We start from the raw sequence: 24,615 nt of genomic DNA on the forward strand, positions 1-24,615 counted from the left end.
GTGAGTTGTATTCTGGAGAATCGAATGAAAATCGCAAAGAACACCGTCGTGTCGGTCGCTTACAAGCTGTCGGATGCGCAGGGCAATCTGATTGAAGAAAGCGACGAGCCGATGGTCTATCTGCACGGCGGCTATGATGGCACGTTCCCCAAGATCGAGGAAGAGCTCGACGGCCACGAGGCCGGCTTCGAGACTCAGATCCAGCTCGAGCCGCAAGACGCGTTCGGTGAGTACGACCCTGATCTCGTGAAGATCGAGCCGCGTGATCGCTTCCCGGAACCGCTCGAAGTCGGCATGCAATTCGAAGGCACGCCGGAAGAAGGCGACGAGGATCTCGATTCGCTCGTCTACGTGGTGACCGATGTCGCGGAAGACAAAGTCGTGCTCGACGGCAACCATCCGCTCGCCGGCATGGCGCTGCGTTTCGCGCTGACGGTGAAAGACGTGCGCCCGGCCACCGAAGATGAAATCCAGCACGAACACGCGCACGGCGCCGACGGCCTCGAAGTCCTCGACGACGACGAGGACGACGAAGAAGACAAGTCAGGGCCCACGCTGCACTGAGCTTGCGGGCATGCCGGGCACGCTTGAAGAAGCGCCCGGCGTGTGCGGCTGTGAGGCTGACGCGGGCGGCGTCGACGTAGCCGGCCCGTAGCCACCGCCGCCCTGATCCGCCGGTATGCGCGGTTGCTGATCCAGTTGCGACTCCCCGGGCGTCTGCAACAGCGGCGGCAATTCCGACGCGGGTCCGAGCGCTGGTACAGCCGGCATCGACGCGGCGGGTTCATCGCGCGGCGGCACGGGCTGCGCGGTGGGCATCGGCATTTGCTTCGGCACATCGCGCACGCTTACGCGGAACGGCGGTTTCCTGCCGAGATCCGCATCCACCTGAATCCACTGATTGAGACGATCATGCGGCGCGAGCGCGACACGCGTGAGATTCGTTACCAGCATCCCTTTGTCGTTGCGTAGCGGCTGATCGATCACGAAGCCGGCACTCGCACGCTCGTCGTCGCAATGAATCACCAGCACGGGTCCGCGGAAAATCTGCGCGAGCTTCACGAGGCTGCGTTTGAATTCCAGAAAACCGTCGCGGCGGGGGTTGCGCGCAAAACGTAGCCATGCAAAACGGTCGGGCCGTTCGTAGCGTTCAGGGTCTGGGTCGCCTTGAATGAACACGACGAGCGCGCGCGCGTCGCGGCGTTTCGCGTATTCGCCCGCGTGTTCCAGCCAGAATGCATTGGCGATCACGCGGTCTTCGAATTCGCCGTTGCGGCCGCCCGCGGTCAGATAATGATTGTTCGGACTCGGCGCATTCAGGCCGACAAACACCGTATCGCCCACTTGCCAGCGCACGTTTTCGCGATAGGGACGAAAGCGTGAGACTTCGCTTTCACGCGTCAATGCGATCGGGTTCTGACCCATCGAGGTGGCGTCGGCGAAGAGCGTCTGACGCAACTGATCGAGCCGCTCGATCGGATCGAAGCCGCCGGCTTCGGCCGTGCCGCAATCGGCCCAATCATGCTGGCCCGGGATGAAGAACAGAGCAGGCCGCGACGTTTCGAGCAGCGCGTGGCGGCGCTCGTAAAGCGCGTCGCGGCAAGCTTCTTTCGCGCCTTTCAGATTGCCGTCGTACACGATGAACGACATGTCGCGCTCGCGGCTGATCGCTTCGATCAGCCGCTGCGTGGGCGCTTCGTCGGCGACGCTTTGCATCGTGTTGGCGATGACCGCGAAGGTGTAGCGCGTGTCCGCGTAGGCCGCCGGCGCGAAACCTGACAACCCCGCGAACAGTCCCGCGAGCGGCACGCCGCCGCCCGAGAGCGTGAGGGCGAGGGTCAGCGCCGCGCGAAGTTTGCGCGGACGCTGCGAGGGCCTGCGCGCGTCAATGATCCGCATCCGGCGCGGCGGCCAGTTCGTGCAGTTCGTACAGCAGATCGAGTGCTTCGCGCGGCCGCAGATCGTTCGGGTCGATGCCGCGCAGACGCTCGACGAGCGCCTGCATGGCCGGCGACGCTGCCGGTTCCGCCTTGGCATCGTCGCGCTCGTCGTCGGCGTCTTCGAGCAGCATCGGCATGGGCGCGGCGAACAGATCGAGTTGCGGCGCGGGTTGCGCGGCCGACTGCTGTTCGAGATGCGCGAGATGCTTGCGCGCCGCGCGAATCACCGCGTTCGGCACGCCGGCGAGTTGCGCGACCTGCAGACCGTAGCTCTGATTCGCCGGACCTTCGTTGACTGCGTGCAGGAACACGATGCCGTGCCCGTGTTCCACCGCCGAGAGATGCACGTTGGCCGCCTGCGGAAATTCCGCCGGCAACTGCGTCAGTTCGAAGTAGTGCGTGGCAAACAGCGTATGGCAGCCGTTGTGCGCGAGCAGATGCCGCGCGATGGCCCACGCCAGCGCGAGCCCGTCGAACGTGGACGTGCCGCGGCCGATCTCGTCCATCAGCACGAGACTTTGCGGCGTGGCGTCGTTCAAAATCGCGGCGGCTTCGGTCATCTCGACCATGAAGGTCGAGCGGCCGCCGGCGAGGTCGTCCGCTGCGCCGATGCGCGTGAAGATGCGATCGATCGGCCCGAATGCGGCGCGCCGCGCGGGCACGTAACTGCCCACATAGGCGAGCAGCGCGATCAGCGCGGTCTGCCGCATGAAGGTCGATTTACCGCCCATGTTCGGGCCGGTGATCAGCAGCAGTTTGCGCTCGGGCGTGAGCGCGCAGTCGTTGGCGATGAACTGCTCGACCTGCGCCTCGACAACCGGATGCCGTCCTTGTTCGATTTCGATCCCGGCGTCCGCCGAGAACGTGGGCGCGACCCAGTCGAGCGCGCGTGCGCGCTCGCCGAAGGCCGCCAGCAGATCGAGTTCGGCGAGCGCCGAGGCGACTCGCTGGCAATCCGGGATGAAGGGCAGCAGCGCCTGCAGCAGCGCGTCGTAGAGCGAGCGTTCGCGGGCGAGCGCGCGTTCCTGCGCGGACAGCGCTTTGTCCTCGAACGTTTTCAGTTCCGGCGTGATGTAGCGTTCGGCGTTCTTCAGCGTCTGACGGCGGCGATAGTCGTCGGGCACCTTGTCGGTCTGACCGCGCGTGACTTCGATATAGAAGCCGTGCACCTTGTTGTACTCGACGCGCAGATTGCCGATGCCCGTGCGTGCGCGCTCGCGTGTCTCGAGGTCGATCAGGAACTGCCCGCAGTTCTCCGAAATATCCCGCAGCTCGTCCAGTTCCGCATCGTAGCCACGCGCGATCACGCCACCGTCGCGCACCATGGCCGACGGTTCCTGCGCGACCGCGCGCTTGAGCAGCTCGACGCAGCCCTGTGGTGGTTCCAGCGAAGCGTCGATGCGCGCCAGCGAATCCGCATTCGGCGCAACGGCCGAAAGCTGTGTGCGCAACTCGGGCAACGCGATGAAGGTATCGCGCAGGCTCGAGAGATCGCGAGGCCGCGCCGACAGCAACGCGAGACGCCCGGTGATCCGCTCGATGTCCGAGATTTGCCGCAACGCGCCGCGCAACGAATCGACGCTCGCGCCCGGCGGCGCGTCGAGCAATGCGCCGATCGCCTGCTGACGCGCCTGCGCCACCGCCGATTCGCGCGGCGGATGATGCAGCCAGTGACGCAGCAGACGGCTGCCCATGGTCGTGCAGCAGGTGTCGAGCAGCGAACACAGCGTGGGCGATTCCGTGCCGCGCAGTGTTTCCGTGAGTTCGAGGTTGCGGCGCGTGGCGGGGTCGAGGCCGATATATTCGGATTCGTATTCGACCTTCAGGCTGCGCACGTGGCGCAATTGCTGGCCTTGCGTGGCGGCGGCATATAGCAGCAGCGCGCCGGCCGCGCCGCATGCGCAGGTCAGCGAATGCGCGCCGAAGCCGTCGAGGCCCGCCACTTCCAGCTGATCGCACAGGCGCTGCGTGCCCGAGGTGACGTCGAAGTGCCAGACCGGCACGCGGGTGAGGGCGCCCGCATTGACCGGCGGCGTCCAGCTTGCCGAGTCGCTAGGCGTGTCGGCCACCAGAATTTCCGCGGGACGAATCCGTTCGAGCGCGGCCGCCACCTGGTCGGGCGCGACTTCGGCGAGGCGCAACGCGCCGCTCGCCAGATTCAGCCATGCCAGGCCGACGCTGGTCGCAACGCCGCGTCGGTTATGCGCGACGCACATGGCCAGCAGATAGACATCGCTCTTGTCGGACAGGAGCGCTGCGTCGGTGAGCGTGCCCGGCGTGACCACGCGCACCACTTTGCGCTCGACCGGGCCCTTCGACGTAGCCGGATCGCCGATCTGCTCGCAAATCGCGACGGATTCGCCGAGCTTCACCAGCTTCGCCAGATATTGTTCGACCGCGTGATGCGGCACGCCGGCCATCTTGATCGGATTGCCCGCCGACGCGCCACGTTGCGTGAGTGTCAGATCGAGCAGGCGTGCGGCTTTTTCCGCGTCTTCGAAAAAGAGTTCGTAGAAATCGCCCATCCGGTAGAACACCAGCGTGCCCGGATGATCCGCCTTGATGCGCAGGTACTGCTGCATCATCGGCGTATGTTGTGCGACGTCGTTGGCCGCTGCGGTTTGAATGCCCATCCTCGGTATCTTCTTGCGTTAGCTGTTCAGGGCGTGAGTTTAACCTGCCGGCGCGGCGAGCGGACCCTGGCCGGATGGCCAATCTGAACCGCCAATCTGAACCGCCAATCTGAACCGCCAATCCGCATTTCAGCCCAACGCCGCGGCGACAAATCGCGCACAAGCCGCGCCGCGCCCGCTTCACCTGCATGACAGCTTCATTCTTCCACCATGGCCCGCATATCCACCGTGCGTTCATTCAACGCGCTACGCCGCTTGGCCAGCCACATCATGAAGGTGATGAAGGTGCCGAACACGACGATGATCCACTGCGCCGGCATCTTCGCCGTGAGCAGCAGCGCGTAGGCGCCGAGCATCAGCAGCACGGCGAGATTCTGGTTGAAATTCTGCACCGCGATCGAATGCCCCGCGGACAGCAGCGTCGCGCCACGGTGCTGAAGAAGCGCGTTCATCGGCACGATGAAAAAGCCCGAGAGCGCGCCGAGCAGGATCATCAGCGGATAGGCGAGCAGAATGTAGAACGGCAGGACGTACGTGCCGATGCGAATGCCCGCGCCCGGCGGGAACAGATCCTTGTTGTAGAACGCCATGGCGATCGCCACCGCGCCGGTCAGAATGCCGACTGGCAACACGCGCAGCGATTTACGCAGCGGAATCAGCGCGGCCGCGGCCGCGGCGCCCACCGCGATGCCGAGCCCCGTGACGCCTTGCATGACCGCCGCCTTCGAGAGCGACAGCCCGAGGTTCACGTTGGCCCATTTGAGCACCAGCAATTGCAGCGTGACCGCGCCGCCCCACATCAGGGTCGTCACCCACAGCGCGATCTGCGCGAGTTTGTCGGCCCACAGCACGTTGAAGCAATGATAGAAATCGCCGACCAGTTTCTTCGGTTCGCTCAGGCGGTTCTCATAACGCGCGCCGGTGTCGGGAATGAAGATGTTGATCGCGGCGGCGATCGCGTAAGTCACCATCGTCGCGAACATGGCGAGATCGGCGGAGGAGCGGATCAATGGCAGATGCGCATGCGCGACGAATTTATCCGCGATGGTGCTGATCAGCGCGCCGCCCACCATCGTGCCGACGATGGTCGACAGCACGGTGGCCGATTCGAGCCACGCGTTCGCCTTGACGAGTTTTTCCGCGGGCAGCAGTTCAGTGAGGATGCCGTATTTGGCCGGCGAATACGCGGCCGCGCCGAAGCCGACCACGCCGTACGCAATCATCGGATGAACGCCCGCGATCATCATCAGGCAGCCGCTCGCCTTCAACGCGTTGGAGATGAACATGACATGCCGCTTTTGCATCGAGTCGGCAAATGCGCCGACGAACGGCGCGAGCAGCACGTACGAAACGGTGAAGAAAATCTGCAGTAGCGGCGTGACCCAGGCGGCCGAGCGAATCACGGAGAGCAACGCGATGGCCGCGATCAACAGTGCATTGTCCGCAAGCGACGAAATAAACTGCGCCGCGATGATTGTGTAGAAGCCTTTTTTCATGAAGCGGGTCGGAAGCTGCGCGCAAGTCAGGCGCAAAGCAGGGCGCAGCAAAAAACGCGCGAAACGCAGCCGGCAATGGAGTGCGCCGGCGCGGCCTTCCGCTTTGTAGCACGAACGCCCGCTGCATGCAGACCCGTCAACGAAAAAGCGGCCGAAGCCGCTTGTTCTTATTCCGCTTGCCGGTGCCGAGCCGGCGTCACGCCGGCAGGGCTTAAGCCGCTTGCTGACGCGTGCGGCTGTAACGCGACAGGATCGGGATCATCTGCGCGTAGACCTTCGGGTTGCCCGCGACGATTTCGCCGACGTGCAGGAAATCCGAATCGCCCGTGTAGTTGCCGACGAGGCCACCGGCTTCCGTGATCAGCAGGCTGCCCGCGGCGACGTCCCACGCGTTCAGGCCTTGCTCGAAGAAGCCGTCCATGCGGCCGGCGGCGACGTTCGCCAGATCGAGCGCGGCGGCGCCCGGACGGCGCAGGCCGGCGCAGGCTTCGGTCATTTCAGCGAACTGGCGGCCGTATGCTTCGAGGCCGTCCTTTTCGCGGAACGGGAAGCCGGTGCCGATCAGGCCGTCGGCCAGACGGTCGCGCTTGGCCACGCGGATGCGGCGGTCGTTAAGGAATGCGCCACGGCCACGCGAGGCGGTGAACAGATCGTTGCGGGTCGGGTCATAGACCGCGGCTTGCGTCACGATGCCCTTATGAGCCAGCGCGATCGACACGCAGTAGTACGGAAAGCCGTGGATGAAATTGGTGGTGCCGTCGAGCGGATCGATGATCCACTGGTATTCGGATTCGTTATCCGACTTGCCGGATTCTTCGGCGAGGATCGCGTGATCGGGGTAGGCGGTCTTGAGCGTGTCGATGATCGCCGCTTCAGACGCTTTGTCGACCTCCGTGACGAAATCGTTGTGCTGTTTCTTGCTGACCTGGACGAGATCGAGATCGAGCGACGCGCGGGTGATGATCTGTGACGCGCGGCGAGCGGCTTTCACAGCGATATTGAGCATGGGATGCATGAGACTGGATCCTTGTGCCGGGGCAGCACGGCTGCTGGCCGGTAAATGAGCGCTAACCTGCGCTAATTGGGCGCCCCTCTAGGAGGCGCGGAAACAGCACGGAACGCTCGCCCGGTACAGGACCGGTGCGCATTCCGCCGACGGAGACGAATTGGATAAGAACGAGGCGCTCATGCAAAGCTGGGCGCGAATATCGGTATTTTACCTGAGTCCGGGCGCCGCGGCAGCGTTCGCGCGACGGGTGGGCAATCTGCGCGGGTTTTTTTACGCGGCATTGGCAAGCGTATCCGCATGCAAATCGGACTGGCTGCGGCGTTGGCGCTACCATACGCGTCTTTAGCTTGCAGAATTCCATCGTGGACCACACCCACCATTCTTCCGATCCTGAGGTAGCCGAACTGCGCGGGGGCTTCACCTCGACGCGCTTCGTGCTCGTCGAGCCGAGCCATCCGGGCAACGTCGGCGCCGCGGCGCGCGCGCTGAAAACCATGGGTTTCTCGCGGCTCGTGCTGGTGTCGCCGCGCGTGCCGCACGTGCAGAGCGATCCGGAAGCCATTGCCATGGCAAGCGGGGCCGACGACGTGCTGGCCTCCGCGCACGTCGTGCCGACGCTCGCCGACGCCCTGAGCGGCGTGCATTGGTCGATCGCGCTGACCGCGCGGCTGCGCGAATACGGACCGCCGCAATGGACGCCGCGCGCCGCGGCCGGCGTCGCGCGCGAGCAGGCGGCGCATGGCGAGATCGCGCTGGTGTTCGGCAACGAGCGCACGGGTTTGTCGAACGAGGACGTCGAGCGATGCAGCGCGCTGGCGCATATTCCGGCCAATCCGGCCTATAGCTCGCTCAATCTCGCGCAGGCCGTGCAGGTGTTGGCGTATGAGTTGCGCACGATGTATCTGTCGGCTGACAGCGCGCCTACGGCGGCTCAAGTGGCTGCGGCTCAGGCGGCTGCGGGGCAAGGCGAGCCGGCTGGCGCGCGCGCCGCGAGCGACGAAATCGAAAGCATGTTCACGCATCTGGAAAGCGCGCTGGTCGCGCTCGAATTTCTCGATCCTGCCAATCCGAAGAAGCTGATGTCGCGTCTGCGCCGTCTGTTCGCGCGCTCGGGTCTCGAGCGCGAGGAAGTGAACATCGTGCGCGGCATCGCCAAACACATTCTGTTGAAGACCCAGTCCAAGGATGGCGGCGCGTCCTGAGCGCCGCATGCCATTTCTGAATGCTTTCCCGATAGCCGGCGACGACCCCGTCGGCAGCGTGGGCTTCCGGCAGGTTTTCCGCAATCCCCCTACAATCCCCAAAACGTTCTAAGCAAAGCTGCCGCGGTGCTATGCGGCAAGCCATGCCGTCGTGCGCGCCAGGTCGCGCGCGCGGCCCTTTCTCCCACAACACAGTTGCTGCCATGTTCACGAGACTTCGCGAAGACATCGCCACGATCCGCGAGCGCGACCCCGCCGCCCGCAGCGCCTGGGAAGTCCTCACGTGTTATCCGGGCCTGCACGCGCTGGTACTGCACCGGCTCGCTCATGCATGCTGGCGGGCGAAGCGCCGCTGGCTCGCGCGTTTCATCTCGCAGATGGCGCGCTTCATGACCGGCATCGAAATCCACCCGGGCGCGACGCTCGGGCGGCGCGTGTTCATCGACCACGGCATGGGCGTGGTGATCGGCGAGACCGCGCAGATCGGGGATGACTGCACGATCTATCAGGGCGTCACGCTCGGCGGCACGTCGCTCACGCGTGGCGCGAAACGGCATCCTACGCTCGAGCGCGGCGTGATCGTTGGTGCGGGCGCGAAGGTGCTCGGCGGTTTCACGATCGGTGCGGACGCGAAGATCGGTTCGAACGCGGTGGTGACGAAACCCGTGCCGGCGCGCGGCACGGCGGTGGGTAATCCGGCGCGGATCATCGTGCCGGCGGCGGCTGCAGTGGTTTCTGAGGCGGCTAATGCGGGTTCCAATGGTGCCGCGCGCGACGTGAAACGCTCCGCCGGAAGCAGCGGTTTTTGCGCATACGGCATCACGCCGAACGCGGACGATCCGGTGTCGCTGGCGATTCACGGCTTGATCGATCACGCCGCCACGCAAGCAAAGCGCATCGACGAAATCGTCGATGCGCTGGAGCGGCTGGGTACGAGTCTCGAAGGACTGCAAGGCGCGGATGCGGCGTTGCTCGATCTGCGGCGGTTGTCGGCCGCGATTGCAGGCAAGGTGGAAGGCGCGATGGCGGAGCGTTGACGCTTTTTGCAGGCGACGACACCGGCGTTCACGCTAGCGGCCAGCGCTAACGGTAACGCCACATGCGATGCGCAGTGAGGGTGGCCCTAGCGCTGGCACGCAGCGCGGATGCAAAGCCGTGCCCAACCCGCGCCACCACGCTCAACCCAACGGCAACGCCCGGATCCCTTCAGCATCGATACGCAAATACCCGCCACGGCGCTCGCCGTGGTCGAGATCCCAATCCGGCAGAACCCAGCGCGTGCCGCCCGGCTCGCGATGCCGCGCCGGCCGGTGCGTGTGTCCATGGATGATAGTCGCCGTTTTCGACGACTTGAATAACGCGGCCACGGCCGCCGCCGTCACGTCGTACTTCGGCGAAACCGGCCGCGAGCGGCCTTGCTCGCTTTTCGAGCGCATGTTCTCCGCGAGTTTCTGACGCCAGCGCAACGGCCACGCGAGAAACAGCATCTGCGCGAAACGGTTGCGCGCAAAACGCCGGAACGTTTGATAGCCGCGATCCGCCTTGCACAAGCCATCGCCATGCGCGAGCACGACACGTGTGCCGAACGCGGTGATGACGAACGGATCAGGCAGCCAGATCGCGCCGGCCGCTTTCATGAAGCGCTTGCCCAGCAGAAAATCGCGATTGCCGTGCATGATGTAGAGCGCGATGCCGCGCTCGGACAACGTATGCAGCAACGCCGCCATGCGCGCCACGAACGGCTCGACGAGCATGTCGTCGCCGATCCAGTACTCGAACAGATCGCCGAGTATGAAAACCGAATCGGCCTGCTCGGCCGTGAAGCGGATGAAATGCTCGAACGCGGCGACCGTATGCGGAATCGCCTCGCTCAGATGAATATCGGAGAGGAGAAAAAACGGGCGTGCGGCGTGCGGGCGCTTGCCCTCGCCAGGCACGCCCGCGGCGACGCTTCGCAGCGGCGTTTCTTGCAGCATTGAAGGTGCCTGATATCAGTTCGAACGAGTCGACGCGTCGTTCACGTTCAGTCGACGATCACAGCCTTTTCGATCACCACGTCGTCCGCCGGCACGTCCTGATGGAAGCCCTTCGAACCCGTCTTGACCTTCTTGATCTTCTCGACGATGTCCATGCCTTCGACCACCTTGCCGAACACGGCGTAGCCCCAGCCCTGCGGCGTCGGCGACGAATGGTTCAGGAAGTCGTTGTCGTTCACGTTGATGAAGAATTGCGCGGTGGCCGAGTGCGGGTCGTTCGTGCGCGCCATGGCGACCGAGCCATTTACGTTCTTCAGACCGTTGTTCGCTTCGTTGGTGATCGGCTCGGCCGTCGGCTTCTGCTTCATGCCGGGTTCGAAACCGCCGCCCTGGATCATGAAGCCGTCGATCACGCGGTGGAACACCGTGTTGTCGTAGTGGCCGGCCTTCACGTAGTTGAGGAAGTTCTCAACCGACTTGGGCGCCTTTTCAGCGTCCAGTTCGAGCTTGATGACGCCGTGGTTCGTATGCAGTTCAACCATGATGGAATCCTTTGATGAACAGGGTGGGTAAAAGGCGCGGCGAGTCGTCATGAGTTGACTTTGAGCCGCGCCGGGGCGTGGATTGAGCGCTGACGCTTTGTTCGTGCGCGCTGTTTCTTGCGCGCGCTTTCAGTGCTCGCCTTTGCTGCAATTACTTGCCGACGACCGTGGCCGACTCGATCACGACCGGCTTTTGCGGCACGTCGCTCATCGGGCCGCGCGAGGTGGTGGGCGTGCCTTCGATCTTCTTCACGACGTCCATGCCGCTCGTGACCTTGCCGAACACCGCATAGCCGTTGCCGTCCGGATTCGGATAGTCGAGGCCGGCATTGTCCACGGTGTTGATGAAGAACTGCGCGGTGGCCGAATTCGGATCGCTGGTGCGCGCCATGGCGAGCGTGCCCGTCATGTTCTTCAGACCGTTACGGCTTTCGAGCGGAATCGGCGCGCGCGTGGGTTTCTCCGCGAAGCTCTGCGTATAACCGCCGCCCTGGATCATGAAGCCACGAATCACGCGATGGAAAATCGTGCCGCTGTACTGGCCGGACTTCACGTAGTCGAGGAAGTTGGCGACCGTCTTCGGCGCTTTCTCAGGATACAACTCGACGCGGATGTCGCCTTCCGATGTCTTGAACAGGACGGACGGATGCGCGGCTTGCGAACCGGACTGGGCAAATGCGGGAGCGTTTGCGATCAGGGCGGCGCTGCCGAGCGCCAACATCAACCATTTCATGAAGATCCTCAGGGTTGGAAAAAACGTATTGCGCGAGAGCGTAATGGCTTTACTTCGACGGCGCCATGTAAGGCGGCATGGCAAGCGAGCCGTTCGCGCCGCCGTACTGGAAGCTCGGCGTCTGCGTCATGTTCGAGGTGGCGCGGGCGGTGTAGTCGTCTTCCGGGGTGGCGGCCCGTTTCGTCTGGCCCGGGGTCTTGACCGGCGAGATGACTTTCTGAATGTCCGCGAGGCGCTGCGTGGTGGTGGGGCTCACCTTGCCGAGGCTCTGCGCGCGGCGATAGGCCTCATTGGCCATGCGCAGATACAGATCGCCGAGATTCTCGTACGCGAGGCTGTAGCCCGGGTTGACCTTGGTTGCCGTTTCGAGCGCGGCGCGCGCTTCGGCATAGCGGCCCTGCTTCGCATAAAGCGCGGCGAGGTTGTTATAGGGCTCGGGCAACTCGGGGTAGGTCTGCGTGAGTTCGGTGAACGCGGCGATGGCTTCGTCGTCGCGATTCAGGTGGGCGAGCACCGTGCCGCGCTTGAATTTGGCTTGCGCGTCGCGCGGATTCGAGGCGATGCGCGCGTCGAGCTGGGTCAGCGAGGCCGCCCAGTTTTTCTGCGCGATCGACGCGTCGATTTCCGGCGTGTTGTCGCGCACGGCGGGGCCCTGCGGCAGCGTGGCGGCTTTCTGCGCGAAGGCGGCCGCGGCAGGCACCGCCGCAAGGGCGACAGCCAGCGTGACGCGCACGGTGAGGGCACGCGTGGCGCCGGGAACGACGCCGCCGCTCATGCCGCGCGCGACGCCACCGAAGGCCGCCGCGGCGAGGGTCGCAGCGCTGCGCGCGCGGCCGCTTGAAGGTTTCATAGGCTCAGGTCTGGATGTTATACTCCGACCCATTCTAACAAAAGGTCTGCGCGTTCCGTCGAACCGCAAACTGTCTTTTCGCCACTCGTGGTCGTCTCCGCCTTGATCGCAGCCTGACCGCCGCACCAGGTGCACCGGTTTTGCTGTATGCGACGCACCCGCCGTCTGTTCGCGGGGCGCGGCGCGCATGAAACACATTGCGGATTTCTTTCGGCCCACGCACCGTTCTCTATGGAATCACTGCGCATCTACAACACGCTCGCGCGTGACAAGCAAACTTTCGTGCCGCTGCAAGAAGGCGTCGTGCGGATGTACGTCTGCGGGATGACCGTGTACGACTATTGTCACGTCGGTCATGCGCGGGTGATGGTCGTGTTCGACATCGTGCAGCGCTGGTTGCGCACGCTCGGCTACGACGTGACCTACGTGCGCAATATCACGGATATTGATGACAAGATCATCCGGCGCGCAGTGGAGAACGGCGAAACGATCAAAGCGCTGACCGATCGCTTCATCAAGGCGCTGCATGAAGACGCGGACGCGCTCGGCATCCAGCGGCCCGACATCGAACCGCGCGCCACGGATTTCATTCCGCAGATGCTTGGCATGATCGAGCAGCTCGAAGCGAACGGCTACGCCTATCAGGCGAGCGACGGCGACGTGAACTATGCGGTGCGCAAGTTCGCGAACTACGGCAAGCTGTCGGGCAAGTCGCTCGAAGATCTGCGCGCGGGCGAACGCGTCGCGGCGAACGACGCGAAGCAGGACCCGCTCGACTTCGTGCTGTGGAAGCAGGCCAAGCCGGAAGAGCCCGCCGACACCGGCTGGGATTCGAAATACGGTCGCGGCCGTCCCGGCTGGCATATCGAATGCTCGGCGATGGGCTGCACATTGCTCGGCGAACATTTCGACATTCACGGCGGCGGACAGGACCTGCAGTTTCCGCACCATGAAAACGAAATAGCGCAAAGTGAAGCCGCTACCGGTCAAACCTTCGTCAATTTCTGGATGCACAACGGCTACGTACAGATCGACAATGAGAAGATGTCGAAGTCGTTGAACAACTTCTTTACGATCCGCGAAGTATTGGCGCAGTACGATGCCGAGGTCGTGCGTTTCTTTATCGCGCGCGCGCATTACCGCTCGCCATTGAATTACAGTGACTTGCATATCGACGACGCCCGCAACGCTCTCGCGCGTTTGTACACCGCGCTGAAGGACGTCACGCCGGACGACGCCGAACTCGACTGGAACGAAGCGCACGCGCAGCGTTTCCAGGCAGCAATGAATGACGACTTCAACACACCGGTTGCAGTGTCGGTGTTGTTCGAGTTGGCAACAGAAGTGAACCGCACGCGCGACCCCGCGCTGGCCCGTCAATTGCGCTCGCTGGGCGCGGTGATCGGACTGCTCGGCCGCGAGCCGCGTGCATACCTGCAGCAGGCAGCGGGGGCAGCAGCCGAAGGCGCGCTCGAGCCCGCCGCGATCGAAGCGAAGATCGCGGCGCGCGTGGCCGCCAAGCAGGCGAAGGACTATGCGGCAGCAGACCGGATCCGGGCCGAATTGCTCGAGGCCGGCGTTGCACTTGAAGACAAACCCGGCGGGTTGACCGAGTGGCGGCGCGTGTGAGCGCACCTCGACTTACCCTTTGATCGACTCGCCAGGCAGGAGGCAGGATGGCAACGGCCACGAAGACGCCGGCTAAACGAGCCGCGTCTCAAACAAACGCGGCAACCGCGGCAAAGTCGACACGCACGTCGGCTCGCACGGGCAGCGGCGTGGTAAGGAAAGCATCGTCGAAAGCCGCCGGGGTGGCGGCCAAGACCGCAGCGGGCGCAGCGAAAAAAACCACCGTGCAGCGCGCGCTCAACGGCGCGTCGGCGCATGCGCCTCTCGCGAAGCGCGCGAAGGCGCCGCGTGTGAAGAGCAATGGCGCCTTGCCGGCTGAATTGGCCGGCGACGTGCAGGAGCTCGCCCGCGTAAGCGTTGAAGGGCACGAAGGCGAAGTCGTGCGCAAGACGCGCGCGTCCGCAAGCGCGGGCGGCGAAGCGGCGAGCGCGAGCGAAGTCGCGGTGCCGGTGCAGGTCGGCGGCCTCACGCCTGAAGTCACGCGTCCGGCCTATTGGGACAAGGCGTGTGCCGACCTCGTCAAGCGCGATCGCATCCTGAAGAAACTGATTCCGAAGTTCGGCCCGGTGCATCTGCTGAGTCGCGGCGATCCGTTCGTCACGCTCGCGCGCTCGGTGGTCGGGCAGCAGATTTCGGTCGCGTCCGCGCAAGCAGCCTGGGCGAAAGTCGAGGCGGCCTGTCCGAAGCTGGTGCCGCAGCAGTTCATCAAGCTTGGTCTGGAAAAGCTGACCACCTGCGGGCTGTCCAAGCGCAAAGCCGAGTACGTGCTCGATCTCGCGCAGCATTTCGTTTCGGGTGCGCTGCACGTCGGCAAATGGACGTCGATGGAAGACGAGGCGGTGATCGCCGAGCTCACGCAGATTCGCGGCATCGGCCGCTGGACGGCGGAGATGTTCCTGATCTTCAACCTGTCACGCCCCGACGTCCTGCCGCTCGACGACCTGGGCCTGATTCGTGCGATCAGCGTCAATTACTTCAGCGGCGAACCGGTCACACGCAGCGAAGCGCGCGAGGTCGCCGCCAACTGGGAGCCGTGGCGTACCGTCGCCACCTGGTATATGTGGCGTAGTCTTGACCCGTTGCCGGTCGACTACTGAAAAAGAAGAAACGGGACCATTTCAAAAGCTATCAATTATTAAAGATTGATAGTTGCGAGATGGTTTTGACATCGGCGAGCGCGGTTAGAATACGCGCTGCCGGTAAGTCCAAGGATTACAACCAATGAAGACCACCTTTCTGGATTTCGAACAGCCGATCGCTGAACTCGAAGCGAAGATCGAAGAATTGCGCTTCGTGCAGGACGATTCGGCCGTCGATATTTCGGAAGAGATCGAGCGGCTGTCCAAGAAGAGTCAACAGCTCACCAAAGATCTGTACGCGAACCTCACGCCGTGGCAGGTTTCGCAAATCGCCCGTCATCCGCAACGCCCGTACACGTTCGACTACGTGAACGAGCTGTTCACCGATTTCCACGAACTGCACGGCGACCGCAACTATGCGGACGACCTGTCGATCGTCGGCGGCCTCGCGCGTTTCAACGGCCAGGCGTGCATGGTGATCGGCCATCAGAAGGGCCGTGATACGAAGGAGCGCGCGCTGCGCAACTTCGGCATGCCGCGTCCGGAAGGCTATCGCAAGGCCGAACGTCTGATGCGTCTCGCCGAGAAATTCGGCTTGCCGATTTTCACTTTCATCGACACGCCGGGCGCGTACCCGGGCATCGGCGCGGAAGAGCGCGGCCAGTCGGAAGCGATCGGCCGCAATCTGTACGTCATGGCCGAACTGAAGACGCCGCTGATCGCGACGATCATCGGCGAGGGCGGTTCGGGCGGCGCGCTGGCAATCGCGGTCGGCGACAGCGTGCTGATGCTGCAATTCTCGACGTATTCGGTGATCTCGCCGGAGGGTTGTGCATCCATTCTGTGGAAGAGCGCCGCGAAAGCGCCGGAAGCCGCGGAAGCGCTCGGCCTGACCGCGCATCGTCTGAAGGCGCTCGGCCTGATCGACAAGATCGTCAACGAGCCGCTCGGCGGTGCACATCGCGATCCGAAAGGCATGGCCGCGATGTTGCGCCGTGCGCTCGCCGATTCGCTGCGTCAGTTCCAGGGCATGAGCATCAACGACCTGCGTCAACGCCGTTTCGAACGGCTGATGTCGTACGGCAAGTTCAAGGAAACGACGCCGGGTGCGTAAGCCCGCGCGCGTTCTCTTTCGTCCTTCAGCGCTTAACGCGCTAGCGACGTGACCTCCACCGCCGAAACGCCCGCCGACCGCCTCGTTCTCGCGGCGGTCGGCTTTTCGTTGTCCACGCTTCCCGCTGACGCGCGTATTGCGATTGCGTTCAGTGGCGGCGTGGATTCGAGTGTGCTGCTCGATGCCGCGGTGCGTGTCGCGGGCGCGTCGCGATGTCTCGCGCTGCATGTGCATCACGGGCTGAGCGCTCATGCCGACGCGTGGCTCGCGCACTGCGAGGCGTTCGCGCGGGAGCGTGGCGTCGAGTTCGCGGCAGAGCGCGTCGAGGTGTCGCGTGACGCGGGCGTGAGCGTCGAGGCCGCCGCGCGCGATGCACGTTATCGTGCGCTGGACGGGATGTGCGCATCGCGTGGTGTCGCCACGCTGTGGCTCGCGCAGCATGCGGACGATCAGGCGGAAACCGTGCTGTTGCAATTGCTGCGTGGCGCGGGTCTCGCGGGTCTTGCCGCGATGGCGCCCGAGTATTTGCCGGCGGGAGCGTCGGCAACACGTGTGCGGCCTTTGCTTCACCTGCTGCGCGCGCAACTCGAGCAATACGCGAGCGAGCGCGCGTTGCATTGGATCGATGACGAGTCAAACGCCGATACACGCTATGCGCGCAATGCATTGCGCCACGAGGTGACGCCGGCGCTGACCGTCCACTTTCCCGGGTTTCGCGACGCGCTCGCGCGCACGGCGGCGCATGCGGCGTCGGCGCAGCGTTTGCTCGATGCGCTGGCTCGCATCGATATGGAAGAAGCGTCACGCGACGAAGGGCGCGCTCTATCGCACGATGCATTGCTCGCGCTCGACGACGACCGCGCGCTCAACCTCATGCGTTACTGGATGCGGACGCTGGGCCTCGTCGCCGCATCGAGCGCGCGTCTCGGCGATGCGCTGCGTCAACTGCGTGAGATCGGCGCGGCGGGCGAAGGCCATGGTCTGCGTATCGATCACGCGGGACATGCGTTGCGCAGCTATCGCGGCCTCGTCTACTGGGAAACGGGCGACAGCAGCGAGCCCGCCGACGAAACCGCGCTCGCCGCGCGCGCGGTCAGCGAACTCGCGTGGCAGCGCGAGTCGATCTGGCGTTTGCCGCAATGGCGCGGCACTTTCATATTCGCCGACGCAGGCGTTGCCCCCGGCGACCCCGACACGATTCCCGCGAGCGTTTTGCAACGCGCCGTGTTGAGCGCACGTTCGCGCAGCGGCGGCGAACGGATGCGCACGAGCGAAGCGCGCAATGCGCCGAGCCGCACGCTGAAAAACCTGTTCCAGGAGCGCGGCATTCCCGCGTGGAAGCGCGACGTGCCGCTGCTTTACATCGGCGACGATCTGCTGTTCGTGCCCCTGCTCGGCGTCAATCGCGCAGCCTTGCCGGAACAGGTCGACGAGGGCGATTCGCACGTCAAGATCATCTGGCGCGAGGATCTGTTGATCGCCTGACCGGCCGGTCGGACACCCGGATTATCCGGGCAGTGAATCCGGAAATAGGGCACAAATCCGCATGAAACAGGCCTTTGCAGCTCTTATTCAGCGCATTCCGATGGCCTTTCCGGCTTGTCTTTTTGCCCTCGATCGGGTACGTTAACTTGTTTGCCCGACCCGATTTCGCCGTCGCTGTCGTCGGTTTTCGATCGTGATCCGTCGTTTCCGGTAAGCCATCAGCGATCATTCCCGGGCAAATCCGCGCGTGCTGCACGCGTGCTGCATTTACGCCGCCACACACTCTGCCGCCGTTCACAAGACGTTGCGCTCCTGTGCTTTTGTGCGGTCGTCTCCAGCGCGCCAGCGCGGTTTCTCCTCCAGTTCAGAACGACAATGGCACTCATCGTACACAAATACGGCGGCACCTCGATGGGCTCGGTCGAGCGCATCAAGAACGTCGCCAAGCGCGTCGCGAAATGGCACAAGGCAGGCCACAAGATGGTCGTCGTGCCGTCGGCGATGTCCGGCGAAACCAACCGCTTGCTCGGTCTCGCGAAAGAAATCACGAGTCAGCCGAGCCCGCGCGAACTCGACATGATCGCCGCCACGGGCGAGCAGGTCAGCTCGGGACTGCTCGCCATCGCGCTGCAGGAAGCCGGCGTCGAGGCGGTCAGCTACGCGGGCTGGCAAGTGCCGGTCAAAACGGATAGCGCGTTCACGAAAGCGCGCATCAGCGAAATCGACGGCGAGCGCGTGCTGCGCGATCTCGACGCGGGCAAGGTGGTGGTGATCACGGGCTTCCAGGGTATCGATCCTGACGGCCACATCACCACGCTCGGCCGCGGCGGTTCGGATACGTCGGCAGTTGCGGTCGCGGCTGCGTTGAAGGCCGATGAATGCCTGATTTACACGGACGTCGACGGAGTCTACACAACCGACCCGCGCGTGGTGGAAGAAGCGCGCCGGCTCGATCGCGTGACGTTCGAAGAAATGCTGGAAATGGCAAGCCTGGGTTCGAAGGTGCTGCAGATCCGCTCGGTGGAATTCGCCGGCAAATATCAGGTGAAGACGCGTGTGTTGTCGAGCCTGACCGATCCGCTGATACCGCTCGACGCTGAAATGAAGTCGGGCACCCTGATTACTTTTGAAGAAGACGAGACCATGGAAAAAGCAGTCATCTCGGGCATCGCGTTTCAGCGCGACGAAGCTCGCATCGCCGTGATGGGTGTGCCCGACAAGCCGGGCATCGCGTATCAGATTCTCGGCCCGGTGGCGGACGCGAATATCGACGTCGACATGATCATCCAGAACCAGAGCGTCGAAGGCAAAACGGCGTTCACGTTCACAGTCGGCCGTGGCGACTATCAGCGCGCCATGGACATCCTCACGACCCAGGTGAAGGGCCACGTGCAGGCCGAGCAGGTGCTGGGCGATCCGAAGGTGTCGAAGGTCTCGGTGGTCGGCGTCGGCATGCGTTCGCACGTGGGTATTGCGAGCACGATGTTCCGCACGCTGTCGGAAGAGGGCATCAACATCCAGATGATCTCGACCTCCGAAATCAAGATCTCGGTGCTGATCGACGAGAAGTACATGGAACTCGCCGTGCGCGCGCTGCATAAAGCGTTCGAACTGGATCAAGCGTAATTTGCTTCGGACAACGGGGTGGACAAGAGTGCTCCGTTTGTTTTGCGTGGCCGAGGTGAATAAATTGCGCCGTCGGTGACGAAACTGGCACAAAAAATGTTCGCCAGACATTGACCTTCGCGGTTCGGCCCGCTATTATCTTGGCTTCGTCGCGCTGACTCCCTGCGCGACCGAAAGTTTGGGAGACGTGGCCGAGAGGTCGAAGGCACTCCCCTGCTAAGGGAGCATCTGGGCCAAAACCTGGATCGAGGGTTCGAATCCCTCCGTCTCCGCCAGCAATGGCGGCAAACCCCGCAGAGTTTAGGCTCTGCGGGGTTTTGTTTTTTGCGGCGTTGCAGTTCGAGTGGATTGGTATGGCGACGGCCTGATATCGCTCAATCGCATTCGTGACCGTATGTGCGATCACGCATGCAATTCGGTCCTCCGAGCTGACGTTTAGCTCAGCTTGTAAATCTCGACTGCCGTGTCGTGCAGCAGTCTTCGCTGCTCCGAAATACTGAACTCCGCGATCACCTCGAAGTAGGCACGATAGAGCTGTTCAAAACTGCAAGCCAGCTTGCTGATCGGCATATGACTCGCAAACATGCAGCGCTCGGGCCCAAAGATCTCGATGGTTTGCAATATCCAGGGCCGAACCTGAGCGACCGTCCAATGAATGCCGAAGATGCATTCCAGCCCGAAAATTTTCACAGCCACATTGGGGCACGCGCCGACCATCGTCATTCCACGTCGCCACGCCGCCTGGCCTTCGCTGGTCAGATCGAGCGGCCAGCCCATCACGGGCAGCACGAACTGAACGTCTGGAAACGCGGTCGCGAGCGACGCAAGTTCGGGAAGTTGCGGCGCGAATATTTCGATTTCGCAAATCAGGTTGCGTCCTCGCAGCGCAGCGAGTCCGCGTCGCCATGCCGCGTCCGACATGAGGTCCGGCGCCGGAGCATAGCGAAGCAGGGGGTTCGCGGGGTGCCAACCCAGATGCTGGCGAACGCAACGGATCCGGTTCGCTGATGCATACGCGTCCAACGTGCCCGGCAAATCGGGACTCGAAAAGTCGACCAAAGCGATGAGGCCGTCCGGGCGTCCTGTGGCGTTCGCAAGCTCCTGCGCCCAGCATGCCTCGCCCACCGGATCGGTGGAAATGAATTCCGCCCAGACTGTGCCGACGACATTCAACGCGCTCGTGTCGCGTGCGTAGTCGTCGGGTAAGTAGATGCGGGGGAGCGCGCTGTAGTCGCCGACGAGGGCTTCGAAGCCTTCGCTGCGCGTCGCGAACACGGGGTAATGGAAGCGCCGGGCGTCGTAGAAGTGTTGGTGACAGTCAAGGATCGGCAGGGCGGCGCAGTCCATCGTCCAGGTCTCCGTACGCGAGAGCCAGCACTGAAGCGCAGTGCTTGTCCGGCGAGGTTAGCACGAGTCGGTTCGGCATCCTGTGAGGAGACAGATGGCTGGTTGTCGTCGGCTTGCTGTTGGCGTGTTGAGAAGGGTCGAACGACGTCTCAACGGCCGGTTTCGTCGGATCATCGAACGCGGGCTAGCTCGAACCCGCGAAGTCCCTCGGCGTGCTCATGCAGCCGATTCCGTTCGCGGGTCTGCCGTTCATTCATCACCGCTCCCGGCGCGCTCAAAACGCGTGCCGCAACCCCACCATCCCGACAAACTGCGAAGGCCCCGACGACGGCGTCGTATTCTGCGAGTCGCCGACCACCGCCACCGCATCGGTAATGCTCGTGGCGCCGCCCGCCGCGATCAGCGTCTTGCCGCGTGCAAGCTGATACGCCTCCAGCGCATACAACGTAGTGCGCGTAGAGAGGTTATAAGTCTGCTCCAGCGAAATCTGGTGATAGCGCGCCGGATCGCTCACGCCATTCGCCTTGCTCGCGCGCGTATAGCTATACCCTGCGCCGACGATCACAGCCGGTGTGATCCGATACGTCGAAATCACGCCGTACGTGTTGAACACGGCTTCGCTGGCGAACAGCGAACCGGAGCCCGGCGCGTATTGCACGTTCGAGTAGTTGATGCCGACCATCAGGTCCTGCAAGTTATAGCGCGCTGCCGCGGCGAACAGTTGCGCGCTGCGTGCCGTCGCATAGCCGCTATTCACCGGCGAGTTGATGGCGAAGCTGCCGAGCGCCGCACTCGTCGCAATGTCTTTCAGCTTCACGTAGCCCGCCGCGACCGCGAACGGCTTGTAGTCGTAGCGAAACGCCGCGCTGAAATCGCTGCCGTTGGCTACGCTGCCCGGCACACCGCCCAGGCCGTATTGCGCGCTAAATTGCAGGCCCGCGACGTTCGGCGACAGATAGGTAACCGAATTGTTGAAGCGCAACGTGGTGTCGAGCGCGTCGACATCGCCTGGGTGCGCGCCGGTCGCGCCGGTCAGCACGCCCGTCGGCCCGAGCGCGCCGACCATCTGGAAGTAGGGCGTGTATTGACGGCCGAGCGTGACGGTCCCGTACCGGTCGTTGCTGAGTCCGACGTACGCCTGCCGATTGAACAGAAAGCCCGCGCTGCTCTGCGCGCCCGTCAGCGAGTTGAAGCCGCTCTCGAGCCGGAAAATCGCCTTCGTGCCGCCGCCGATGTCTTCCGAACCGAGCAGGCCGAACTTGCTCGCCTGCAGGTTGCCCTGGCTCATGTAGAAGTTGGCGTGGCCACGCTGATTGCTGACGTAGGTGAACGCGTTATCGACGACACCGTACAACGTGACGCTGCTTTGCGCCGCCGCGCTGCTCGACAGTGCGGCGCCCGCGAACGGCAGGCACGAGAGGACGAGTGCGCGCGTACGCGCACGCTTGAATGAGTTCATCGCTTGCGGGTCTCCGGATTGGATTGTCGGCCTGAGAGCATCAGGCCGGTGATACGGGCTTGTTCAGTGGGCCATGGAAATCGTCAGGCATCGCCAGCCGTCGGCGGTGTGGTCGGCCGCGAGCGCGCCGCCGGTGCATTCGACCGCGCGCGCTTCGTCCATCGGCACGAGGATCCGGACTTCGAGCTGCGGCTGTGGCATCCAGCCTTCGCGTTCGACTGAGATACGCAAGGTGCTCGCGTCGCCGGTAAGCGTGATGTGCCAGCGGCCCTGCGCGCCTTCGCGCCAGGCTTCGCTCTCGCCGTCGTCTTCGACGCAGCCGCCGCGCGTGATGCCCTCGCCGGCATACGGCACGGCGACGAACGCGCGTTCGTCAGCGGGGCGGCCGAAGTGTTGTTCGGCCACGTTCAATGGAATGACGCTGCCTTCGCGCAGCAGGATCACCGGTTGCTCGAACGGCGCGGGCAGGGTCACGCTCTGGCCGCCGTCGAACGTTTGGCCGCTCCAGTACGACACCCAACGCGTGCCGGACGGCAGATACACGTCACGCGTCGACTGGCCCGCGTCGACCACCGGGGCGACCAGCATTGAGGAGCCGAGCATCATGTCGTCGCCATCGACGAGACAGCGCGGGTCGTGTGGAAACTCCGCGAACATCGGCCGCAGGACGGGCTCGTAGGCGCTGTGCGATTGCCATAGCAACTCGTACAGGTAAGGAATGAAGCGGTAGCGCAGTTTGATCAGATCGGCCACCTGTTGCGTGACTTCCGGGTACATCCACGGTTCGTTGACGGTGCCGTCGTCGTTCCATGAGTGAATGCTGAAGCGCGGCAGGAAGATGCCGAATGCGACCCAGCGCGCGAACAGTTCCGGGCCCGGCGCCGGACCGGAAAATCCGCCGATGTCGTGACCGCTGTTCGAGATGCCGGACATGGCGAGGCCGAGACCCATCTTCAGATTGAAACGCAGCGTTTCCCATGACGTGTAGTTGTCGCCGGACCATGTCTGCACATAGCGATGCATGCCGACGCCGCCGGAACGCGAGACGAGAAAGGGGCGCCGCTCGGGCGCGTACTCGCGCTGCGCGTCGTGCGACGCACGCATCATCAACTGCGTTTGCAGCACCTTGGCCTCGCGCGCCGCATACGCCGTGCCGAAGCCGCGCGCGATCGCGTCGGGCGACCAGATCTCGAATTCGTTGTTGTCGTTCCACGTGGCCGCGATGCCGTGTTCCAGCAGGCTGTCTTTCACACGCGCCTTCCACCAGTCGATGGTGTCGGGATTGGTGAAATCCAGATACGCGCCGACTTCGTCCCAGAACTGCACCCAGGCGGGGTTGCCGTCGCGCGACTCGATCAGCAGGCCGGCTCGCGCAGCTTCTTCGAATGCGGGATGGTCTTGCAGCAGGCAGGGTTTGATGTTCGCGCACAGACGCACGCCGTGGTCGAGATAACTTCGCACGAAGCCGTCGATATCCGGAAACTTCTCGTGGTTCCAGTTGAACACGTAGCGCTTCGCGCCGATCGACGTATAGCCCGATGACAGATGGAACGAATCGCACAGCACGTCGTGTTCGTTGCATCGCTCGATGAATTCGCCCATGCGTTGCTGCGCATCGGGCGCGTCGGTGTAGCTCATCGTCGAGCCGGAATAGCCCAGTCCCCACTTCGGCATCCAGGCCGGCCGTCCGGTCAGCCACGTAAACCGCCGCACCGCTTGCAACGGCGTGCCTGCCGACGCAATGAAGTAATAGTCGAGATCGCCATGCTCGGCGACGAAGTGGCGATAGTGGCCGTGATAGTTGTCCAGCTCGCGACCCATGTCGAAGCGGCAATCGGCGAGCGTGTCGTAGAAGAGTCCGAAGCCCGTCGACGTTTGCGGCTGCCACGTCAAGTAGAACGGAATGTGCTTGTAGAGCGGATCGGTCGTGCGCGCGCTGTAGCCCATTGCGTCGATATTGCGCATCTCGTAGCTTTGATCCGCGCGATCCAGCGAACCGGCGCGCTCGCCGAGGCCCACATACATTTCGTCCCGGCGCCGCTCGATGTAGTGATACACGCGCTCGTCCCACCAGCCGAAGTTATACGGCTGCGTCTTGCGATCGCTCATCACGCGATGCCACGCGTCGTGGTGCAGGATGTCCCACGCGCAGAAGCCGCCGTCGAGTGTGACCGTCAAGCGGATGCGTGCCGTTTCGATCACGACGTGTCCGGCGTCGCTCGACAAGTCGAACGGCGGCGGCGTGAAGCCGCTCAGGTCGCGCCGCTCGCGCCCTTCGAGCGCCACATCGTCCTCGCCCGGCGCGATGGACCAGGTGCGCGGTCCATGCAGTTCGCCGTCAGGCAGCACGAGCACGCGGATGATGTCCTCGGCGAGCACGAACAGTTCGATCCGACAGTGCGCCTGCGCGGTCAGAGCGATGTGGTTGCCGGTCTGCGACGACAACGAAAAGCGAGGCGGGTGCTTCAGATTCGTCAGTGAATACATGATGTGTC

General features: G+C 63.7%; 19 protein-coding genes and 1 tRNA gene. 9 read left to right on the forward strand and 11 right to left on the reverse strand.

Features of this window, described 5'->3' with window-relative positions:
- Positions 1–24: 24 nt before the first annotated feature.
- A complete protein-coding gene (locus tag PQR42_RS18195) occupies positions 25–564 on the forward strand; it encodes an FKBP-type peptidyl-prolyl cis-trans isomerase (RefSeq protein ID WP_011488927.1) in 540 nt (179 codons plus the stop codon).
- Here the strand turns inward: PQR42_RS18195 and PQR42_RS18200 are convergent.
- The 4 genes from PQR42_RS18200 to PQR42_RS18215 form a co-directional block, all read right to left on the reverse strand.
- Positions 544–1,899 (reverse strand): hypothetical protein, encoded by a 1,356-nt coding sequence (locus PQR42_RS18200; protein ID WP_408387190.1) that lies wholly within the window; start codon positions 1,897–1,899, stop codon positions 544–546. The genes PQR42_RS18195 and PQR42_RS18200 overlap by 21 nt on opposite strands.
- Positions 1,886–4,573 (reverse strand): DNA mismatch repair protein MutS, encoded by a 2,688-nt coding sequence (gene mutS, locus PQR42_RS18205; RefSeq protein ID WP_408387189.1) that lies wholly within the window; start codon positions 4,571–4,573, stop codon positions 1,886–1,888. Before mutS ends, PQR42_RS18200 begins: the two co-directional genes overlap by 14 nt.
- A gap of 197 nt (positions 4,574–4,770) precedes the next feature.
- Positions 4,771–6,069, reverse strand: coding sequence for a lysophospholipid transporter LplT (gene lplT / locus PQR42_RS18210; protein ID WP_408203802.1), 1,299 nt, complete (start codon positions 6,067–6,069; stop codon positions 4,771–4,773).
- 211 nt (positions 6,070–6,280) lie between these two features.
- Positions 6,281–7,084, reverse strand: coding sequence for an inositol monophosphatase family protein (locus tag PQR42_RS18215; RefSeq protein WP_408387188.1), 804 nt, complete (start codon positions 7,082–7,084; stop codon positions 6,281–6,283).
- Positions 7,085–7,440: 356 nt separating this feature from the next.
- On the opposite strand from PQR42_RS18215, the gene PQR42_RS18220 reads away from it, so the two are divergent.
- Positions 7,441–8,280, forward strand: coding sequence for an RNA methyltransferase (locus PQR42_RS18220; RefSeq protein ID WP_408387187.1), 840 nt, complete (start codon positions 7,441–7,443; stop codon positions 8,278–8,280).
- A 203-nt stretch (positions 8,281–8,483) separates the two neighbouring features.
- Positions 8,484–9,317, forward strand: a complete 834-nt coding sequence (gene cysE, locus PQR42_RS18225; protein WP_408387186.1) for a serine O-acetyltransferase — start codon at positions 8,484–8,486, stop codon at positions 9,315–9,317.
- Between the two features lie 141 nt (positions 9,318–9,458).
- On the opposite strand, the gene PQR42_RS18230 is transcribed toward cysE, so the two are convergent.
- From PQR42_RS18230 to PQR42_RS18245, 4 genes are all read right to left on the reverse strand, one after another.
- Positions 9,459–10,256 (reverse strand): UDP-2,3-diacylglucosamine diphosphatase, encoded by a 798-nt coding sequence (locus PQR42_RS18230; protein ID WP_408203810.1) that lies wholly within the window; start codon positions 10,254–10,256, stop codon positions 9,459–9,461.
- 47 nt (positions 10,257–10,303) lie between these two features.
- Positions 10,304–10,798, reverse strand: a complete 495-nt coding sequence (locus PQR42_RS18235; RefSeq protein WP_063496582.1) for a peptidylprolyl isomerase — start codon at positions 10,796–10,798, stop codon at positions 10,304–10,306.
- A gap of 151 nt (positions 10,799–10,949) precedes the next feature.
- Positions 10,950–11,531, reverse strand: coding sequence for a peptidylprolyl isomerase (locus tag PQR42_RS18240; RefSeq protein ID WP_132373879.1), 582 nt, complete (start codon positions 11,529–11,531; stop codon positions 10,950–10,952).
- Between the two features lie 49 nt (positions 11,532–11,580).
- Positions 11,581–12,381, reverse strand: a complete 801-nt coding sequence (locus PQR42_RS18245; protein WP_408387185.1) for a tetratricopeptide repeat protein — start codon at positions 12,379–12,381, stop codon at positions 11,581–11,583.
- Between the two features lie 231 nt (positions 12,382–12,612).
- On the opposite strand from PQR42_RS18245, the gene cysS reads away from it, so the two are divergent.
- The 6 genes from cysS (at position 12,613) to PQR42_RS18275 (ending at position 19,589) form a co-directional block, all read left to right on the forward strand.
- Positions 12,613–14,010 carry a cysteine--tRNA ligase gene (cysS, locus tag PQR42_RS18250; protein ID WP_408387184.1) on the forward strand — a complete coding sequence of 466 codons (1,398 nt, stop codon included), beginning with the start codon at positions 12,613–12,615 and terminating at the stop codon, positions 14,008–14,010.
- Positions 14,011–14,057: 47 nt separating this feature from the next.
- On the forward strand, positions 14,058–15,107 hold the full coding sequence (locus tag PQR42_RS18255; protein ID WP_408203815.1) for a DNA-3-methyladenine glycosylase family protein: 1,050 nt from the start codon (positions 14,058–14,060) through the stop codon (positions 15,105–15,107).
- A 124-nt stretch (positions 15,108–15,231) separates the two neighbouring features.
- Complete coding sequence (locus PQR42_RS18260) at positions 15,232–16,203, forward strand: acetyl-CoA carboxylase carboxyltransferase subunit alpha (protein WP_007181378.1); 972 nt, start codon at positions 15,232–15,234, stop codon at positions 16,201–16,203.
- A gap of 48 nt (positions 16,204–16,251) precedes the next feature.
- The gene (gene tilS, locus PQR42_RS18265; protein WP_408493690.1) at positions 16,252–17,688 is read left to right on the forward strand and encodes a tRNA lysidine(34) synthetase TilS; all 1,437 of its coding nucleotides are present in this window, start codon (positions 16,252–16,254) and stop codon (positions 17,686–17,688) included.
- 375 nt (positions 17,689–18,063) lie between these two features.
- On the forward strand, positions 18,064–19,314 hold the full coding sequence (locus PQR42_RS18270) for an aspartate kinase (RefSeq protein WP_408203819.1): 1,251 nt from the start codon (positions 18,064–18,066) through the stop codon (positions 19,312–19,314).
- Between the two features lie 181 nt (positions 19,315–19,495).
- Positions 19,496–19,589 (forward strand) — tRNA-Ser (locus tag PQR42_RS18275).
- A gap of 160 nt (positions 19,590–19,749) precedes the next feature.
- Here PQR42_RS18275 and PQR42_RS18280 read toward each other — a convergent pair.
- From PQR42_RS18280 to PQR42_RS18290, 3 genes are all read right to left on the reverse strand, one after another.
- Positions 19,750–20,661: an amidohydrolase family protein gene (locus tag PQR42_RS18280; RefSeq protein WP_408387182.1), complete on the reverse strand. Its 912-nt coding sequence runs from the start codon at positions 20,659–20,661 to the stop codon at positions 19,750–19,752.
- 274 nt (positions 20,662–20,935) lie between these two features.
- Positions 20,936–22,120: a porin gene (locus PQR42_RS18285; protein WP_408203827.1), complete on the reverse strand. Its 1,185-nt coding sequence runs from the start codon at positions 22,118–22,120 to the stop codon at positions 20,936–20,938.
- A gap of 63 nt (positions 22,121–22,183) precedes the next feature.
- Complete coding sequence (locus tag PQR42_RS18290) at positions 22,184–24,607, reverse strand: glycoside hydrolase family 31 protein (RefSeq protein ID WP_408387181.1); 2,424 nt, start codon at positions 24,605–24,607, stop codon at positions 22,184–22,186.
- Positions 24,608–24,615: the final 8 nt, after the last annotated feature.

The organism is Paraburkholderia sediminicola, from assembly GCF_046027355.1.
Taxonomy (GTDB): domain Bacteria; phylum Pseudomonadota; class Gammaproteobacteria; order Burkholderiales; family Burkholderiaceae; genus Paraburkholderia; species Paraburkholderia sediminicola_B.

Excerpts from the sequence above, each read along its gene's own strand:
- PQR42_RS18270 (WP_408203819.1), top strand. The coding sequence starts at position 18,064 with ATGGCACTCATCGTACACAAATACGGCGGCACCTCGATGGGCTCGGTC.
- PQR42_RS18230 (WP_408203810.1), bottom strand. The coding sequence starts at position 10,256 with ATGCTGCAAGAAACGCCGCTGCGAAGCGTCGCCGCGGGCGTGCCTGGC.
- PQR42_RS18260 (WP_007181378.1), top strand. The coding sequence starts at position 15,232 with ATGAAGACCACCTTTCTGGATTTCGAACAGCCGATCGCTGAACTCGAA.
- PQR42_RS18240 (WP_132373879.1), bottom strand. The coding sequence starts at position 11,531 with ATGAAATGGTTGATGTTGGCGCTCGGCAGCGCCGCCCTGATCGCAAAC.
- PQR42_RS18200 (WP_408387190.1), bottom strand. The coding sequence starts at position 1,899 with ATGCGGATCATTGACGCGCGCAGGCCCTCGCAGCGTCCGCGCAAACTT.
- PQR42_RS18255 (WP_408203815.1), top strand. The coding sequence starts at position 14,058 with ATGGCAACGGCCACGAAGACGCCGGCTAAACGAGCCGCGTCTCAAACA.
- cysS (WP_408387184.1), top strand. The coding sequence starts at position 12,613 with ATGGAATCACTGCGCATCTACAACACGCTCGCGCGTGACAAGCAAACT.
- PQR42_RS18235 (WP_063496582.1), bottom strand. The coding sequence starts at position 10,798 with ATGGTTGAACTGCATACGAACCACGGCGTCATCAAGCTCGAACTGGAC.
- cysE (WP_408387186.1), top strand. The coding sequence starts at position 8,484 with ATGTTCACGAGACTTCGCGAAGACATCGCCACGATCCGCGAGCGCGAC.
- PQR42_RS18215 (WP_408387188.1), bottom strand. The coding sequence starts at position 7,084 with ATGCATCCCATGCTCAATATCGCTGTGAAAGCCGCTCGCCGCGCGTCA.
- PQR42_RS18280 (WP_408387182.1), bottom strand. The coding sequence starts at position 20,661 with ATGGACTGCGCCGCCCTGCCGATCCTTGACTGTCACCAACACTTCTAC.
- PQR42_RS18245 (WP_408387185.1), bottom strand. The coding sequence starts at position 12,381 with ATGAAACCTTCAAGCGGCCGCGCGCGCAGCGCTGCGACCCTCGCCGCG.
- PQR42_RS18285 (WP_408203827.1), bottom strand. The coding sequence starts at position 22,120 with ATGAACTCATTCAAGCGTGCGCGTACGCGCGCACTCGTCCTCTCGTGC.
- PQR42_RS18290 (WP_408387181.1), bottom strand. The coding sequence starts at position 24,607 with ATGTATTCACTGACGAATCTGAAGCACCCGCCTCGCTTTTCGTTGTCG.
- mutS (WP_408387189.1), bottom strand. The coding sequence starts at position 4,573 with ATGGGCATTCAAACCGCAGCGGCCAACGACGTCGCACAACATACGCCG.
- PQR42_RS18195 (WP_011488927.1), top strand. The coding sequence starts at position 25 with ATGAAAATCGCAAAGAACACCGTCGTGTCGGTCGCTTACAAGCTGTCG.
- lplT (WP_408203802.1), bottom strand. The coding sequence starts at position 6,069 with ATGAAAAAAGGCTTCTACACAATCATCGCGGCGCAGTTTATTTCGTCG.